At 53.4% G+C, this 17813-nt stretch carries 14 protein-coding genes; 5 read left to right on the top strand and 9 right to left on the bottom strand.

The window, feature by feature from the left end:
* Nucleotides 1-32: 32 nt before the first annotated feature.
* Complete coding sequence (gene ecpA / locus HCK03_RS24580; protein WP_041143616.1) at nucleotides 33-617, bottom strand: common pilus major fimbrillin subunit EcpA; 585 nt, start codon at nucleotides 615-617, stop codon at nucleotides 33-35.
* A 140-nt stretch (nucleotides 618-757) separates the two neighbouring features.
* Nucleotides 758-1333, bottom strand: coding sequence for a helix-turn-helix transcriptional regulator (locus HCK03_RS24585; protein ID WP_167692318.1), 576 nt, complete (start codon nucleotides 1331-1333; stop codon nucleotides 758-760).
* Nucleotides 1334-1803: 470 nt separating this feature from the next.
* On the opposite strand from HCK03_RS24585, the gene HCK03_RS24590 reads away from it, so the two are divergent.
* Together HCK03_RS24590 and HCK03_RS26470 are read left to right on the top strand one after the other, a co-directional pair.
* The gene (locus HCK03_RS24590; RefSeq protein ID WP_041143615.1) at nucleotides 1804-2682 is read left to right on the top strand and encodes a winged helix-turn-helix domain-containing protein; all 879 of its coding nucleotides are present in this window, start codon (nucleotides 1804-1806) and stop codon (nucleotides 2680-2682) included.
* 21 nt (nucleotides 2683-2703) lie between these two features.
* On the top strand, nucleotides 2704-3171 hold the full coding sequence (locus HCK03_RS26470) for a hypothetical protein (RefSeq protein WP_227503269.1): 468 nt from the start codon (nucleotides 2704-2706) through the stop codon (nucleotides 3169-3171).
* 11 nt (nucleotides 3172-3182) lie between these two features.
* Here HCK03_RS26470 and iraM read toward each other — a convergent pair whose 3' ends face one another.
* Together iraM and bamA are read right to left on the bottom strand one after the other, a co-directional pair.
* Complete coding sequence (gene iraM, locus HCK03_RS24600; RefSeq protein WP_041143614.1) at nucleotides 3183-3533, bottom strand: anti-adapter protein IraM; 351 nt, start codon at nucleotides 3531-3533, stop codon at nucleotides 3183-3185.
* Nucleotides 3534-3975: 442 nt separating this feature from the next.
* The gene (gene bamA / locus HCK03_RS24605) at nucleotides 3976-6399 is read right to left on the bottom strand and encodes an outer membrane protein assembly factor BamA (RefSeq protein WP_167692320.1); all 2424 of its coding nucleotides are present in this window, start codon (nucleotides 6397-6399) and stop codon (nucleotides 3976-3978) included.
* A gap of 648 nt (nucleotides 6400-7047) precedes the next feature.
* Here bamA and HCK03_RS24610 point away from each other — a divergent pair.
* Complete coding sequence (locus HCK03_RS24610) at nucleotides 7048-7398, top strand: helix-turn-helix transcriptional regulator (RefSeq protein WP_115193780.1); 351 nt, start codon at nucleotides 7048-7050, stop codon at nucleotides 7396-7398.
* Nucleotides 7399-7481: 83 nt separating this feature from the next.
* Nucleotides 7482-9032, top strand: a complete 1551-nt coding sequence (locus HCK03_RS24615; protein ID WP_167692322.1) for an MltF family protein — start codon at nucleotides 7482-7484, stop codon at nucleotides 9030-9032.
* Between the two features lie 82 nt (nucleotides 9033-9114).
* Here the strand turns inward: HCK03_RS24615 and HCK03_RS24620 are convergent, their stop codons facing one another.
* From HCK03_RS24620 to ssb1, 4 genes are all read right to left on the bottom strand, one after another.
* A complete protein-coding gene (locus HCK03_RS24620) occupies nucleotides 9115-10458 on the bottom strand; it encodes a carbohydrate porin (protein WP_167692324.1) in 1344 nt (447 codons plus the stop codon).
* A gap of 261 nt (nucleotides 10459-10719) precedes the next feature.
* Nucleotides 10720-12114, bottom strand: a complete 1395-nt coding sequence (locus HCK03_RS24625; protein ID WP_167692326.1) for an MFS transporter — start codon at nucleotides 12112-12114, stop codon at nucleotides 10720-10722.
* A gap of 45 nt (nucleotides 12115-12159) precedes the next feature.
* Nucleotides 12160-13248: a cellulase family glycosylhydrolase gene (locus HCK03_RS24630; protein ID WP_115193783.1), complete on the bottom strand. Its 1089-nt coding sequence runs from the start codon at nucleotides 13246-13248 to the stop codon at nucleotides 12160-12162.
* Between the two features lie 437 nt (nucleotides 13249-13685).
* Nucleotides 13686-14219: a single-stranded DNA-binding protein SSB1 gene (ssb1, locus tag HCK03_RS24635; protein ID WP_041143607.1), complete on the bottom strand. Its 534-nt coding sequence runs from the start codon at nucleotides 14217-14219 to the stop codon at nucleotides 13686-13688.
* Between the two features lie 252 nt (nucleotides 14220-14471).
* On the opposite strand from ssb1, the gene uvrA reads away from it, so the two are divergent.
* Nucleotides 14472-17297: an excinuclease ABC subunit UvrA gene (uvrA, locus tag HCK03_RS24640; protein ID WP_167692328.1), complete on the top strand. Its 2826-nt coding sequence runs from the start codon at nucleotides 14472-14474 to the stop codon at nucleotides 17295-17297.
* On the opposite strand, the gene HCK03_RS24645 is transcribed toward uvrA, so the two are convergent.
* Nucleotides 17298-17654 (bottom strand): MmcQ/YjbR family DNA-binding protein, encoded by a 357-nt coding sequence (locus tag HCK03_RS24645; protein ID WP_041143605.1) that lies wholly within the window; start codon nucleotides 17652-17654, stop codon nucleotides 17298-17300.
* Nucleotides 17655-17813: the final 159 nt, after the last annotated feature.

Raw genomic sequence — 17813 nt, forward strand, 5'->3', positions numbered from 1 at the left:
GGGGAAGCCCCCTGCTTTGTGCTACAGGGAAATCAGCTGGTCCAGGTCGCGTCGAACTGTACGCTGACGTCGCCGCTCCAGATCCCTTCCGGCAGCGTGCTGTAATCCGTTACAGCCGTGGTGCCGTCGGTGGTGCCGCTAACGATAGTAAAGTTGAAACCATCCTGAGCGGTCGTACGGCCGGCCTGGTTATAGCCGTTAGCCAGCGCGCTGAGGTTGCCGCCCAGCTTGCCGTTAGCGGTATCGATCATGGTGGTGTCCGCCGATTTTTCTACGGACTCGCCGTTGTAATCAACGCCAACGCTCAGCGTAGAGCCAGAGGTATCCAGCTGAGTCAGGGTATTGGTGATCAGACGGGAAGTCAGTTTAAAGGCCGTTGCGGTCGCATCGCCTTCAATCGCCACATCAAACAGGCCTTTCTGCGAGTTGAAGCCTTTGATCCCTTCAGCGTACTGGAACGCCAGGCTGCCCAGCGGAGTGACGACCAGCTTGCTGGTGGTATCTTTTTTAGCGGTTGCTGACCAGGTCGCTACTGCCTGAGCCGTAACATCAGCGGCCTGAACAGCGCCAACACAGAGAGTAGTCATCAGAGCTGCTGCCAACATTTTCAATTTCATATTTATCACCTGATAAAGATAAGAGGCTTTTTATGGCCCGTACTGTTCCATAGTTCTTTATGGAATGATCGCCCTTAAGAACCCTGAGTCCTTAAAAACAAATGCCTGAATAAATCGACACAATGCGCTGCAGCGGTAGATTAAATAAGCCGCAGGCCGTTTTTTGATGCCGGCAGAATAAAACGCATCAGGGCCAGCATCGTGATGTTGTTATTATTAAGCAAACCAACCTTATTGCTGGTATTGCTTTTATGTAAACTGACCGTCTTAATGCTTAAGCCGAGCGCTTGCGAAATGTCATTAATTAAATTACCGATAATCATTAATGACATTATTTTCTCTTCGCGCGGGGTCAGGCTTCGCTTCCTGATTTTATATTTCTTAAGTTTAAACATATTCTCAACCGCCTTGACGCTGGCATTGGCCGAGAGAAAATAAATATCATTAATGTCCGACACGTCGCTAACAAACTTTGCATCCGGGGCGACAATAACTTTCGCCAGGCTGTGAGAAAGATAGTATCGGTAGAAACATAATATATGATCTAAATGTGCAAAATGGATAATCACATAGTCGTCAGCACTCAGCGCCGCACATTGCCTACGGGCCAACTCGCTATCAAAACTGCCGGCGCAACCGATATAACAGAAGTCATCGGCCATATGGCTCAGGCCTTGTATAAAGAAATAATTATCAGTTACAATCAGTACCGCCATAATAACCAACCTTTATTCCATTGGGCCACCGGTCCGGAAAAAACACCTCCACGACGCCTTCGTTACTGATTATGACCGGTACGTAACAACAGTCTGATACGCCCCTGCCATTCATTAACATTGTTATCGCAGGACAACCACATCCTTTTATTAATCTTGTTACGTCACGGCCGTAACATTTTGTTGCAGCAATAATAATCGTAGTGCTCATATTTTATTACTCATAAAGTTATGAAGCGTAAAGAAATCACATTTGTTGATTTTATGTAAAAACATAACCCACTGAAATTAATGATATAAATTCCACAAAATTAACAAATTAGAGACTTTTTATAACAAACATCTTATTGGATTAAGATAATTCTTAGTTATGAATGAATGCCGGAAGTAAGCTTTAATGCTAGTATCTCAATATCAAATCTTAGATAAATCTCAGCAGCGGTAACTATTCTCACGATAAGACACGATATATGGACACTATTTACGTTATCGAGAACACGCTCAGGTTCAATCCTACGGCGCATACTCTCCATTCTATAGAAAGCAATGAGCGTATCACTCTGGCAATACCAGCAAGCCTTTGCTTTATTTTATTAATTAAAAACCAGGGCAGAATAGTCACCCAGGCAGAGCTGTTGCATAACGCCTGGGGAGAAAGAGGGATGAACGTTACGCCAAATACCCTACACCAAAATATCTCTCTGTTGCGTAAATCATTAAATCGCCTGCACGTTAACGGCAGCATAATTCAAACAATCCCGAAACGGGGATTTATGATTGCCGATGACACCACCATTTTGGCCCGGAATATTGAAAGCGACCCGGGGCCCGAAAACGATAGTGGGCCGAATGTTGAGGAAAAGGTTAATAACCCACAGCAACCTCCGGCAGTAGAAAGTATCGAACCGCAGCAGCCAGATCCGGAACCGCCGCGGGATAACCTATCGGCGTCGCCGCCGGTGAACGAAGACCCGTTCGTCCCGCGGATACTTTCCGGCCTCAGATTCACTGACAGTGAAAAAGGAACCTGTAGAGTTGCAGGTATCGCCAGCCTGCTGGCGATCGTTCTGTTGGTCTATGTTTATTATTTTCCACAGACCAGCACGCCTTTCTCTTCTTATACCGAGCTGGCTACTCCCGGTACCTGCAAGGTGTTTCGTAATGATGATTTAAGATTTGATGAATTTTTTATTAACTTTATGCTGGAGAAGCACATCAGCTGTTCCGATGGCCAAACGGTATATATTACCAACCACTATCCATCGAGCAGAACGTCGCTGATCGTTTGTCGCTATCCGATCAAATCAAGCAAGAAATCATTCTGTACCTCCTCCTACTACTTAAAATAAAAGACAATCTCGGCATATAAAATGAAGAAAACAATAACCCTCATCATCATTATTCTTATCATCGTCGGTGCTGTATATTACACTCACTTCCGCGAAGAGGATGATAGTATTAACTGTACGTCGGCCTTTTCGATTATCAGTGGCGACGAAACCTTCTCGTTTTCAGTCACCTTTTTCACTAAAAATGGCAATGGCCTGATGACCTTTACCGGCAACTCCGGAAATACTCAGGATAACATCAGCATTCGCAAATATTTTTCCTATACTAAAAACAAGAGCGATATCTATATTTTTAAAAATAATAATTCCAACATGCGAGCCAGCTCACCGGCATTCTCTGAAAAGTTCGATGATATTCTCCCGCCGTTCTTTACTGAAATTAGCAAAGAAGATAACTTTATTATTAAGATAATAAAAATAAAGCCAGATTCGTGGGTATTTATGTCGACAAACACGCCCTACTTTGTCTGTGAAAATACCCGTTCTTAATCGCCGCTGGTTTAGCATAAGGCGTGGCGATGATAGCTACCAGGGCATCGCTTAATGACGCAGTGCGGCTGGTAGCAGCACCCCTCTGCGGTGGTTGCGCTAAAGTCATGAGGGCAGGATGGCCGCTCTCTCAGCGACTCCCACTGCGTATCGCTGTAGGTCGCAATATTGTAAACCTTAAAGAAATGATATTTATTATTTATCAGAACTTTAGATGAGTACAGCTTCATTGACTCACCGGGAATCAACAGAATATCCGCTTCATACCAGATGATAAACTTTAAAAAACGCAGTCCGCAGATACTGGAGAATGCGACGCCAGAATGCGGGCATATGATTGTATTAAGCACCGTCCATTTCATGTTTCATCCTTGTATCCCTGGCCAGCAATCATGACTTCAGAAATAGCAAATATTATAATTAATCGCAAGTCCTCAGCGCAATAATGTGATATGCGACGGCCATCGCTTACAATCGTTCTAGCTATTTATAAGTAATCGCCATAATATTTAATACGTAGATATGGATGCTTAAAATACATATTTATATGTAAAGTCAGAAAACCATAAAATAACCCTAAATAACTTTACAAAAAAGTATCGCCATGGAATTCAGATTAAACAACGACATAACGGCAAAATAGACTATTTTGCCGTCTATGCGCGTATTTTTCCCTGGCGGGCAGCTCGCCGCCGGGGGTAATGGGAGTAGAAAGGCCTCGCCGCCGCCGCGTGAATGATAGCCATCAGAGCGTCATCTCTCACGCGGCGGCGCGACGCTAGTAGCGCGGTTCCTGGCCCCCGCTTACCAGGTTTTGCCGATATTAAACTGGAACTGCTCGGCCTTATCGCCATCGTACTTTTTAAAGGGCTCAGCCCAGGAGAAGACCAGCGGCCCCAGCGGCGACATCCACTGTACCGCTATCCCCGCCGACATTCGGATATGCAGCGGATCGCTATAGTCCGGGATCCCCGCCGCCAGGGTTTGGGCGTTATTCTGCCACGAGGTGCTCCATACCGTGCCGGCATCGACAAAGAGCGAGGTCCGCAAACTGTCGGCATATTTGTCGCTAATAAACGGCGTAGGAATAATAAACTCGCTGTTCAGCACCGCCATCGCATTTCCTCCAACCGCGTCGGAAGAGCTCTCCAGCGGGCAGCCGCTATAGCTGCTTTCAGAGCCATTACAGCGATAGTAGGCCGCCTTCGGGCCGATGGTATTTGAGGAGAAGCCGCGCACCGATGACGATCCGCCGGCGTAGAAATTATCGTAAAAGGGCACCGTGCTCCCCTGCAGGCCGCCGGCATAGCCCGCTTTCAGATGCTCCATCCATACCCAGCTTTGGTTTTCATTTAGCGGCACATACTGGGTGCTATCGAGGGTCAGCTTGTAATAGCGGTTATCCGATCCCGGGACGGTCACTTTGCCGCTCAGGCTGCTTTTATTGCCGGAGCGGGGGAAAAACCCGCGATCGAGATCGTTATAGCTCCATCCGAGGCTGACAAAAAAATCGTTGGCGCTGTATTCCGCCCCGCTGTCGCCATCTTTGGTCACCACCTGCGGATAAATTCCCCGCGAGTTAAGGTAATTCCAGGTGGTGAGCTCCGGATCCATATTGGTCAGGCGGTTGTGGACATAATCAACGCCCAGATTCAGCGAATTATTTTCGCTAATCGGGAAGCCGAGATTGCTACCAAGGCCGTAGCTTTGCTGGTTGTAGCTGCCGGAGTCGGCATCGGAGGCGTCATAGCTGTTATAGAAAATCTTGCCGCCGAGGCTCACGCCGTCGACGGTGAAATAGGGGTTAGTCGCGCCGAGCTCAACGTAGGACTGATAGCTATTGCGGGTGCCGTTAAAGCTGACGCTGTTGCCGGTGCCCAGCCAGTTATCCTGGGTCACTCCCAGCTGGTAGCTGACGCCGCTATCGGTACCAAATCCCAGGCCAACGTTAAATGAGCCGGTATTGCGCTCTTTCACCTTATAGACGACGTCAACCTGGTCCTGGCTGCCGGCAACCGGGGTTATCTGTTTATCAACGCTCTCGAAATAGCCCGTGCGGTCAAGACGCTCTTTTCCCTGCTGCACCTTTTCATCGTTGAGCCACGCGCCCTCCATTTGCCGCATTTCGCGGCGTAAAACGGCATCGCGCGAGGTATCGTTGCCGATAAAACGAATCTGGCGTACGGAGTAGCGGCGCCCGGCATCGACGCTAATACGCAGCGTCACGCTTTTCTGCCGATCGTCAATGTCGGCGTGCGTCGTCACCTGCGGCCAGGCATAACCATATTTACCGAAGCGCTTTTTAATCGCATTTTCGACGGCGGTAATCTCGGCTCCGCTATACCACCTGCCGGACAGCGGCTGGGCCAGCGCCTCAATTTCCTGGCCATGCGTGGCCATCTCACCCGTCACCACGGTGCGGCTGACCTTGTAGCGTTCTCCCTCTACAAGGTCAATTGTAAGATAGAGCGATTTTTTATCCGGGGTAATACTGACCTGGCTGGAATTAATGGCAAAACGCGCATAGCCGCGATCGAGATAATAGCTGCGCAGCGTTTCAAGATCCGCCGCCATTTTTTGCTTTTGATATTTTTTATCACCGATAACGTTCCACCACGGAACCCGATCGCGTAGCTGAAGCTGGTCGAGCAGCGTTTCTTCGCTAAACGCTTTATTGCCAATAATATTAATCTGGGCAATGGTTGCCGACTTCCCCTCCTGAAAGACAAATTTTAAATCCACGCGATTGCGCGGCAGCGGTGTCACCACCGCATGGACCGTGGCGCTATATTTCCCGACGCTGTAATAGAAATCCTGCAATCCCTTTTCTATTTCACTGAGGGCGTTACGATCCAACGCGCTACCCGCATCAACGCCGCTGGCGGTGAGGTTCTCTTTCAACATCTCGTCCTTCACCGATTTATTGCCGGCGAAGCTGATACTGGCAATGGTCGGGCGCTCTTTAACCTGCACCACCAGCGCACGGCCATCGCGCAGGATCTGCACGTTCTCAAAGTTGCCGCTGGCGTACAGGCCGCGTATCGCGTCGCTGATATCGTCGTTCGAGGCCTCTTCTCCCGGGTGAACGGGCATGTTTAACAGTGCCGCTCCTACGGTAACGCGCTGCAGGCCCTCAAAGCGAATATCATCAATAGTGTACGAAGTCGCGGCATAAAGCGTTAAGGGTGAAATCAATAATCCGGCAATGATATTTGTTTTCTTTAGCATGGGCGTTTTATTTAAAAGAGATTTAGAAATAGCAGGAGTCTGCTGGGATTAATCTAAGCGAGGCGCAGAATTGCACTTAATTATGGTGAAACAATGGAGAAAAAATGGATCTTAAAGAACCGTAAATAAATAAATTTATCAGCGGAACTCGCGCCTGTTTTTTCGGTCTGAAAGGGTCAGGTAGTAATATATAGCGCACTTTCAATGAATCAAAAAACAAAAAGCCCCCTTTCGCATTGGTTGAAAGGGGGAAAGATCTTGTTAGGAATGATGCTCTCTGGGGTTGACCAGGAACACGCAAAAGTTAGCTTAAAATACCGCAGATAAAATGAAGAGATATTGAAAAAATTATGCAGAGCGACCATCACGTATGCGCAAAATATATCAGCAGGGATCTTAATCCAGATTCTTCATATTTTCCTCAAAATGACAGGATATGGTCGCAGAGGCTTATGGGAGCATCATCGAAAGCCGATTGCGATATCCAAAAGCAAAGTAGTGGCGCCTTGCCAGGGACGGTAAGGCATTTTCCCGCGGCGGCGCTGGACACCGAGGCCCGGCAGAGAGCCATGCCGGGCGGCGACCTGGCCGTGACGTCACCCTCTGCCCGCGCCATGACGCGACGGGCGCCATCGTTCTGGAACCGGCATGAATCAGCGTAAAAATGGGATCCAACAGGCCGTGCTGCACGAACTGGTGCGCTGGATAAAAAATAATCTTGAGAAAAAACTTACCGTCAATGCGCTAAGCGTTTTTTCCGGCTATTCAGAGTGGCACCTGTTTCGCCTCTTCCAGCAATACTTCCAGATGTCACCGATGGAATTCATCAGGCGGCAGCGGATGCTGCTGTGCCGGGATTTGCTGCAGATAAAACCGGCCTTTCGCATCGTCGATATCTGCATTATGGCCGGCTATGAGGATATCAGCGCATTTAACCGGACCTTTAAAAAATACTATTCGGTCACGCCCAGCCAGTTCCGTAAAATTTCAGCGGCATAAAACCACCGTCCAGGCGCCTGGCCGACACGCTAACCCGGCAGAGTTGACTAAAATAAAAGGATGTCCCTGCGGAGCGCCGCGCCATGAACATCCTCTGTTTGCCGCGATTATTTATCGCCTGGTCTACCTGCCTCCTCGCGATGCTGTTTGTTGGCTTCGTTTATGCCGCTTCCGCTGAGAAAAAACCGCCGGCGCCCGAGCCACGGGAGACCCTGGAGGTCAATACCGAAGAGATGCTAAAACCCTGGCAGGGGGATCTCTCCGGCATGCTCGACCGGCGGACCATCCGGGTTTTGACCACCTACAGCAAAACCTTTTTCTTTATCGATAAGGGCACCCAGCGCGGTGCCACCCACGACATTTTCATGGAGTACGAGCGCGACCTGAATCGTCAGCTGATGAAGGAGAAAAAGCTCCGGCACCGTCACCTCAAGGTACGGATCGTTTTCGTTCCGGTGGCGCGCGACCAGCTGATCGAGGCGCTCAATGCCGGTAAGGGAGATATCGTCGCCGCGAACCTCACCATCACCCCTGAGCGCCAGCAGCAGGCCGCCTTCAGCGCGCCGATTTATACCCGCGTTCAGGAGCTGCTGCTTTCCGGGCCGGGTTCTCCCGCGGTCGCTGACATCGACCAGCTTTCAGGCAAGACGGTGTTCGTGCGCCGCTCTTCAAGCTATTACCAGAGTCTGGTCGCGCTAAACGCGCGCTTTGTCAAAGAGTCGCGCCAGCCGGTGATCATTGATGCCGCCCCGGAATCGCTTGAGGATGAGGACCTGATTGAGATGCTCAACGCCGGCCTTATCCCCCTGACCGTTGTCGATCGCCATAAGGCGCTGTTCTGGAAACAGGTGTTCCCTAAAATCGAGGTACACCAGAATATCGTCCTGCGCGACGATGGCAGCATCGCCTGGGCGGTGCGCAAAGATAGCCCCCAGCTGCTCGCTTCGCTTAATCAGTTTGCGAAGACGAATAGCCAGGGCAGCAGGCTGGGGAATACCATCCTTCTGCGCTACCTGAAAGACGCTAAATATGTCAAAAATGCGGCGGCGCAAAAGGAGCGGCAGAAATTTTTAGCGATGGTGGAGATCTTCCGTAAGTACGGCGATCGCTATGACGTCGACTGGCTGCTGATGGCGGCCCAGGGCTATCAGGAGTCACGCCTCAATCAGTCGGTGCGCAGCCACGTCGGGGCGATAGGCGTGATGCAGGTTATGCCGCGCACCGGTAAGGAGCTGAAGGTCGGGGATATCAGCAAGCTCGATCCCAACATCCACGCCGGGGTGAAATATATGCGCTGGATGATAGACCAGTACTACGGCGACGAGCCGATGACCCAGCTCGATAAGGCGCTGTTCTCCTTCGCCTCCTACAATGCCGGACCGGCGAGAATCGCCCGCCTGCGGGTTGAAACCCAAAAGCGCGGCTTTGACCCTAATATCTGGTTTGGCAACGTGGAGTACCTGGCCGCGGAGAAAATCGGCTCCGAGACCGTCACCTATGTCAGCAATATCTATAAGTACTACATCGCCTATCGGCTGATTGTCGATGAGATGACGCGCAAGCAGAAGGCCACCGCCGACGCCCAACGCGAGGAGATTCCGCTCAAGACGGGCGACGTCCCGGCGGCGCAGTAAGGCTGAGGCACCAAAAAACCCCGCCGAAGCGGGGTTTGGGTCAGCCGGGACGGCGCATTCCACAACGTGCGTCCTTTGCCCATCAGAAGAAGTATTTGAAACGCACCCGCGCGCCGTAGCGTTCATCGGTATTGCCGGTTTTGGCTGCCGACGAGTCCAGCCACGATGCGTAGGCCCCGAGGTAGATATTAAAGTTCGGCATATCCATGATATTCGGCAGCTGCCACGAGGTGTGAAGGGTGTGGATGTCATAGCGTCCCGGCGCCAGAATCGCGCAGTCGCCGTCGCACTCCGCGCTCACGCCGGACAGATTGAACTGGTCGATTTTGTTGTGCGCATAGATATAGCCAAGCTCCACGCGCTGCCATAGCGCATTAATACCGGCGCTGAAGTCCTTTTCCTCCGCCGCATCCAGATAGGCGCTGCTCAAATTGACCACCGCCCCATCCTGCGGGTCGACCTTCTGCGTATTCCAGCTTAGGGTCATACCGTAGCCGGTACGGCTCGACTGGTCGACCCAGCGGCCACGTGAGTCCTGATAGCCGTAGGCGTTATTGACGAGGTTGCTCTCCAGCGCCGCCGCCACCGACCACGCGCCGGAACGCCACGCCGCCACCGGCCGAACGTAAACCGCGTTTTTCCGATTATCCAGCGCATTGCCGTGATAGCTCTGGTCAACAAACAGCGAGCTGCCGTCCTCCACCAGCGTATTGACCTCAAAATACCAGTTATCGAGGGTTTTACTGAGCAGGAAGTTACCGCCGCTGCTGCTGCGCCCGCGCCCTTCTTTCATCATGTAGATATAACCGTAGCCGTCGCTGTACAGGTCGTTGGCCGTGTTGCCGGAATATTCAATAAACGTATCCTGATTAAGCGGGAACATATCGTAGGCTTCGAAGCGACCGATTTTAATTTTCCAGTCATTCTCCTGACCAAAGAAAAACGCCGCGTCATCAAGATTCATTTTGCCATTCATATCCGCCAGCGGCTGTACGCTAAACCCGGCGTATTTACCGTTAGCGCCTTTCCGCAATCCATCAAAGCCCAGAAGAATTCGTCCGTTAATATCCCAGCGCTCTTTATCTCCCGGAGCCCAGTTTTTATTGGCGCTGGTTTTTATCGAGGTCAGGCTGCCGGTGCGGCTGGCGCCGTCCATATTAAACTCGACGTCGCCGTAGAATTTTATATCGCCATAGTCATTAAGCTGTAACGCGGGTTTAGCCGGCCCGGCGCTGGCGACCGGCGCTGGCGTATCCTGACGTTTTAATGCGGCGATCTCCGCCTCCGCGCTGGCCGCCCGCTGCTCGGTCGCCTTCAGCCGTTGTTCCATTTGTGCCAGGCGCTCCTCAAGGGATAACGACGCCTGCGCATTGACCACAGGGGTAAATAAAGACGTCAAAAAACAGCCGACCCAGAATTTATTCATCGGTAGAGCCTTTTATTATTTAATTAAATAGAGTTTATTTTTTAGGATTTATGAATAAAGCATAACGGTAATGAAAAATAATAACCCGCCCATCGTCGCGGACGGGTTATTAACGACAAAAGTAATATTATTCGTGCGACCGAACCCCGGTTTCTGCGCCCGCCGGTGGCGTAGGCTCAGAGGCGTTCGGGTCTGCCGGTCTATTTCTCCGCACAGAGATATACTCTGAGATTCACCAGAAGGTATATTTTATTGGCGTAACTAGTTTATTGGCAGCGGCTGCTTCAGGTTTTCCTGATCATCATTTTCCTGAGGTGCAGCCTGTCGGCGATCCGCCAGTAACGCGCAAATCTCCGCATGCTTTTCTTCCGTAAAGGTATAGCGCGACATACAGCCCATCCTGATCAGCGAGCCGAATGCGGGCAGCAGGCAGATACCGAAGAACAGCCCGTTCAGCACGCTCTCGCTCTGGCTGGCCGCCTGCGGCACGTAGCCTATCAGGGTCAGAAATACGCCAATTAAGCCTCCGCCAACGGCCACCGACATTTTTCCGGTAAACGTTTGTCCGGAGAAGGTAATGGCCGCACAGCGCTTGTTGGTGTGATATTCGGCGTATTCAATGGTGTCGGCAATCATCGATGAGGTCAGGATATTGCTCATCATGATAAACAGCGTGCTGAGGCCCAGCAGAATAAAGAGCAGCGCCGCGTGCTGATAGCCAACGAACCACATCACCACCCGCACCGCAATATCCAGCCCGCAGAGGATCATAAACAGCTTTCGCTTCTGCATTCTGCGCGTCAGCATCGGGGCGACGAGGCACAGCACCGCGGCGACAATCCCCATAATACCGATCGCCATCTGCAGCCCGCCGTCGCCCATATTGTAGATAAAGAAATAGATGTAAATCCCGCCCGCGACGTTGTGGAATACGCAGAAAAAGAACGACAGCAGGACGATAAATAGCGGCTTATTTTGCCGCAGATTATGGAAGGTATCGCGCATGGTGACCTTTTCCGGGCCAGCCTGCACGCGCTCTTTAATCTGGAAAAAGCCGTTAAGCATCAGCGGCAGGCCGACCATCATCATCACCAGCGCCGCCATAAAATAGCCCTTATCGTTGCTGTACTGGGCAAAGAAGGCCGCAAGTTTGGGGAAAAAGATATTGGCGCAGGCGATACCGGCATTAACGCCGAGCATTGCCGCCGTCACCGCGCGGGTGCGCTGACCGGAGTCGTTGGTCATCACCGAGGACATCGACCAGAACGGAATATCTGATATCGCGTACAGCGTGCCCCACAGTATATAGGTCACCCCGGCGTAGATAATCATGGTGGTAATATCGGCTTCGATTTTATAAAACGCCAGCAGCGTGACCCCGGTAATTAACAGCGGCGCAATCAGCAGGAAATGACGAAACTTGCCAAAGCGGCTGTTAATGGTATCCATAATGCTGGCGAACAGCGGGTCGTGAACCGCATCCCACGCGCGTGCGATAAGGAAAATCGTACTCGCCGCCAGCGCCGATATTCCCAGTACATCGGTATAAAAATAGTTAATAAACGAGCCCACTAAACCAAAACTAAAACACTGACCTAAACCATAGCCGAAATAAGACCACAACTCGCGAGACGGTATTTTCATTGTCATTGCCATAGTGCGTACCCTAATCCCGGCGGCGTACCGCCGGATATATTTTTATTATGCCCGTGACGGCTGGGCGATGTGACGAAGCCTGCGGATGAGCGCAATCTCTTTGCGGGAAAACGGGATCCCGTTCTCTTCAAAGACGTCGTGGAACCAGAGGCGGCAGTAATCGCCAGACGCCTTCATCACCACCGGCCACGGCAGCCAGGTCTGGGTTTTCCCGCGCACCAGGCCCCATTGATAAGGCGCAACGTTCGCGATATACATCAGCGGCAGCTGCTCTTCGATGGTGCTGCCAACGTGGCGAGCCAGCCATTCGGTGCAAAAAATCGGCCGCTCCAGCTGCTGGAGCTGCTGGATAATCGCCGTCATGCGGGCGGTATTGGTATAAGCGTGATAGCTGACCACGTCCGAGAGGGCCAGCGCGGCCCGATCCAGCGGATGCTGGTAGAACACCTCTCCTTCAACCTCCTCCGGCAGGCGCCACGCGCAGACGGTGAGCGGCTGCGTCGGGTCCTCTTCTCTCGCCCAGCGGAAGGCGAGCTCCATCAGCTCCTGAGCATAGGTTTCCAGCTTTTCGTCGTACAGCACCTCAACCGTGCCGGTAGCAAAGATGCCGCGATTACCCGGCTCGTTATAGAGATCCCAGAGCAGAACGCGCTTATCGTCGCGGAACTGGCGGATAACGTCGCGGATATAGCATTCAATCTGCGGCCAGCTGTCGCGGTCGCAAACCTTGTCCCGCCCCGGGCTCGCCGCCGCCTGGCTATTATGCTTGCCGGGTACCGGCGGTTTTTGCGGCCCCAGATAGGGTTCGTCGCCCGAAAAGCCGCAGTCGTCCATCAGCGTCAGCATGGTGCTAAAGCCACGGCTATCGGCAAGCGTCAGGAAGCGCTCGATGCGCGCCATCAGGCCATCGCGATCGGCCTCCCAGACGATAAACGGCAGGTTGATGCGCAGCGTGTTGTAGCCCGCCTCTGCCGCCCAGCCCAGCTCGCGCTCGATGGTTGGCGCATCGAACGTCTCCTCCTGCCAGATATCGGTCCAGTTTACCGCCGTCGAAGGCAGATAGTTAAACCCGCAAAGCCAACCCTGCTGCTGATACCACGCCTGCGCCTGCTCTTTGCTCCACTGCTGTTTCATCACTGCTCCCGATTACTGATAATAATTAGCTAATAAATATTAGCTATGGCATCAATGAGCAAATAGCGGCATGCAGAAAAGAGATAATCCTCACAAACCTGGCGCGCTGATGTCGATGAAACGTGATCGACTGCGCAGAAGACGCTGGCCGGACAGGAAGGCTGTTTCGCAAGACGGTGAGTAGAGGACGGGAAAGCGGCTGAACGAAGAGAAAATCGTTAATCTATTGTTTATTAAAACTAATTTATTTAAACCTGACGTCAGGCGCGGCGGTCTGTTCAGTCCGGGAATGGAAGCAGGAAGCAGAAAGCAGAAAGCAGAAAGCAGAGTAGAGGAAACGGGGAACGGAGGGCAGGAAGGCGGGTCACGGTCATATAAAAAAACCCTGCCGAAGCAGGGTTTATGATTCTGAGACGACCGTTCTCAATACGTACTGATTAGAACGGGATGTCGTCGTCGAAATCCATTGGCGGTTCATTAGAAGGCGCTGCCGGAGCCTGCTGCTGCGGACGAGACTGCGCGCCGCCGCTGAACTGGTTGCCACCCTGCGGCTGCTGCTGTGGCTGCTGAGGCTGACCCCAACCGCCCTGCTGGCCGCCGCCTGCCGGAGCACCGCCGCCCTGACGGCCACCCAGCATCTGCATGGTGCCGCCAACGTTGACCACGATCTCAGTGGTGTACTTCTCAGCGCCGGACTGATCGGTCCATTTGCGGGTACGCAGCTGGCCTTCGATATAAACCTGCGAACCTTTACGCAGGTATTCGCCAGCCACTTCAGCCAGCTTGCCGAACAGCACAACGCGGTGCCATTCGGTCTGTTCTTTCATTTCGCCGGTCTGCTTATCGCGCCAGGATTCGGAAGTCGCCAGCGTGAAGTTGGCGACTGCGCCGCCACTTGGCATGTAGCGTACTTCCGGGTCCTGCCCCAGATTACCGACGAGAATCACCTTGTTTACGCCTCTGCTGGCCATGATCGAATCTCCTGAATACGTTTCTTAATAAGTGTAAACCGGTAATTCTAACACCACAAAGGCCCTTTTAGATAGCTGGGACGTCGATTCCAGTAAACATCTTATCGCTATACAATTTTTCACCATCAACCCCGGCTGCCATTCCAATACTGTATATTCAAACAGGTCGGATTGTGCCATAATTAGCCGTTTCCGCCGTTTGTTCTTCATACAAACCAGGCAATCCGTGTATCTACCTACCGGGAAAGGTGAATGGATAAGATCGAAGTTCGGGGCGCCCGCACCCATAATCTCAAAAACATCAACCTCGTTATCCCCCGCGACAAGCTGATTGTCGTCACCGGGCTTTCAGGGTCAGGCAAATCCTCACTGGCTTTCGACACGCTGTATGCCGAAGGGCAGCGCCGCTACGTTGAATCGCTCTCCGCCTACGCGCGTCAGTTCCTGTCGCTGATGGAGAAGCCGGATGTCGACCATATCGAGGGGCTGTCGCCGGCGATTTCCATCGAGCAGAAATCAACGTCCCATAACCCCCGCTCTACGGTAGGCACCATTACCGAAATTCACGACTATCTGCGTCTGCTGTACGCCCGCGTCGGCGAACCGCGCTGCCCGGACCACGACGTCCCGCTGGCGGCGCAAACCGTCAGCCAGATGGTCGATAACGTGCTTTCCCAGCCGGAAGGCCAGCGCCTGATGCTGCTGGCGCCGATTATCAAAGAGCGTAAAGGCGAGCATACCAAGACCCTGGAGAACCTGGCGAGCCAGGGCTATATCCGCGCGAGGATCGACGGCGAAGTTTGCGATCTCTCCGATCCGCCAAAGCTTGAGCTGCAGAAGAAACACACCATTGAAGTGGTTATCGATCGCTTCAAGGTGCGTGACGATCTCGCCCAGCGTCTGGCCGAGTCGTTTGAAACGGCGCTGGATCTCTCCGGCGGGACCGCCGTTGTTGCCAATATGGACGACCCGAAAGCGGAAGAGCTGCTGTTCTCCGCCAACTTCGCCTGTCCGATTTGCGGCTACAGCATGCGCGAGCTGGAACCTCGGCTGTTCTCCTTCAACAACCCGGCCGGCGCCTGCCCCACCTGCGACGGCCTTGGCGTGCAGCAGTATTTCGATCCCGAACGCGTGATCCAAAACCCGGAGCTGTCGCTGGCGGGCGGGGCGATCCGCGGCTGGGATCGACGTAACTTCTATTATTTCCAGATGCTGAAGTCGCTGGCCGAGCATTACCAGTTCGATATCGAAGCGCCGTGGGGTACCCTCAATGCCGACGTGCAGAAAGTCATTCTGTCCGGCTCCGGCAAAGAGAACATTGAATTCAAGTACATGAACGATCGCGGCGACACCTCCGTGCGCCGCCATCCGTTCGAAGGCGTTCTGCACAATATGGAACGCCGCTACAAAGAGACCGAATCCAGCGCGGTGCGCGAAGAGCTGGCGAAGTTTATCAGCAACCGCTCCTGTACCAGCTGTGATGGCACCCGTCTGCGCCGCGAAGCGCGCCACGTCTTCGTCGAAAATACGCCGCTGCCGACGATTTCCGATATGAGCATTGGCCATGCGATGGACTTCTTCACCAACCTGAAGCTCTCCGGCCAGCGGGCGCAAATCGCTGAAAAGGTGCTGAAGGAGATCGGCGATCGCCTGAAGTTCCTCGTCAACGTCGGCCTGAACTACCTGACGCTCTCGCGTTCGGCGGAGACGCTATCCGGCGGCGAAGCCCAGCGTATTCGTCTGGCCAGCCAGATCGGCGCCGGGCTGGTCGGCGTCATGTACGTGCTCGACGAGCCGTCTATCGGCCTGCATCAGCGCGACAACGAACGCCTGCTCGGGACGCTGGTTCATCTGCGTAATCTGGGTAATACGGTCATTGTCGTTGAGCATGATGAAGACGCGATTCGCGCCGCTGACCACGTGATCGATATCGGTCCCGGCGCTGGCGTCCACGGCGGAGAGGTGGTGGCTGAAGGCACGCTGCAGGATATTATGGCGGTGCCTGAATCCCTGACCGGGCAGTACATGAGCGGCAAGCGCAAGATTGCGGTGCCTGAGCAGCGCGTAGCCGCCGATCCGCAAAAGGTACTGAAGCTGACCGGCGCACGCGGTAACAACCTGAAGGACGTTACGCTGACGCTGCCTGTGGGCCTGTTTACCTGCATTACCGGCGTCTCCGGCTCCGGTAAATCAACGCTGATTAACGATACGCTGTTCCCGATAGCCCAGCGCCAGCTCAACGGCGCGACTATCGCCGAACCGGCGCCCTATCGCGACGTGCAGGGGCTGGAGCATTTCGATAAGGTTATCGATATCGACCAGAGCCCCATTGGCCGTACGCCGCGCTCTAACCCGGCAACCTATACCGGCGTGTTTACGCCGGTACGCGAACTGTTCGCCGGCGTGCCGGAATCACGTTCACGCGGCTACACGCCGGGGCGCTTTAGCTTTAACGTTCGCGGCGGCCGCTGCGAAGCCTGCCAGGGCGATGGCGTTATCAAGGTCGAGATGCACTTCCTGCCGGATATCTACGTGCCGTGTGACCAGTGCAAGGGCAAGCGCTATAACCGCGAAACGCTGGAGATTAAGTACAAGGGTAAGACTATCCATGAAGTGCTGGATATGACTATCGAAGAGGCGCGCGAGTTCTTCGACGCCGTCCCTGCGCTGGCGCGTAAGCTGCAAACCCTGATGGACGTCGGCCTGACCTATATCCGTCTTGGCCAGTCGGCGACCACGCTCTCCGGCGGCGAGGCTCAGCGCGTGAAGCTGGCGCGCGAGCTGTCGAAGCGCGGAACCGGCCAGACGCTGTATATTCTCGATGAGCCGACCACCGGTCTGCACTTCGCCGATATCCAGCAGCTGTTGGACGTCCTGCATCAGCTGCGCGATCAGGGCAACACCATCGTGGTCATTGAGCACAACCTGGACGTCATCAAAACCGCGGACTGGATTGTGGACCTTGGGCCGGAAGGCGGCAGCGGCGGCGGGGAAATTCTCGTCTCCGGGACCCCAGAGACGGTTGCCGAGTGCGAAGCCTCGCACACCGCGCATTTCCTCAAGCCGTTGCTGAGTTAATCACTGCGAAAGCTGCTGTCGGGTCGGCTCCGACAGCAGCCTAATCGCCTGCTGATAAGAGGCGTCGACCAGGTAGTAAATCTGCGAATCGGGCAGCGAACCATCAAGGAACACCGTACTCCAGTGGGCCTTGTTCAAATGCCGGCTAGGACGCACGTCAGCGTGCTGCTCCCGCAGAAGCTCGGCAAGTTCCGGGCTGGCCTTCAGCGACACCGCAGGGCGCATATCCTCCACCTCTTTGACCATCGCAAACAGCACGTCCGACACTTTAATCTGCGTCGCCTTCCAGTCGCTGTGCTCGCTTTGCTCCGCGCCAGGTTTGGCCATGCAGTAGAGCAATAACTCCGAAATTGTCATCTAATATTCTCCCCATGAGCGTCCCGACGCGATGGCGCGAACCGCCGTGAATGCGATATTCCGCGAGCCGCATCGCGGCCCGACTGTCGATGTCAGATAAGCCATTCATGCTGCGAATGAATCTTTCTAAGTGTGCAGCAATAAGCGAAAAGGTAAAAC

The organism is Klebsiella terrigena (assembly GCF_012029655.1).
Lineage (GTDB): Bacteria > Pseudomonadota > Gammaproteobacteria > Enterobacterales > Enterobacteriaceae > Klebsiella > Klebsiella terrigena.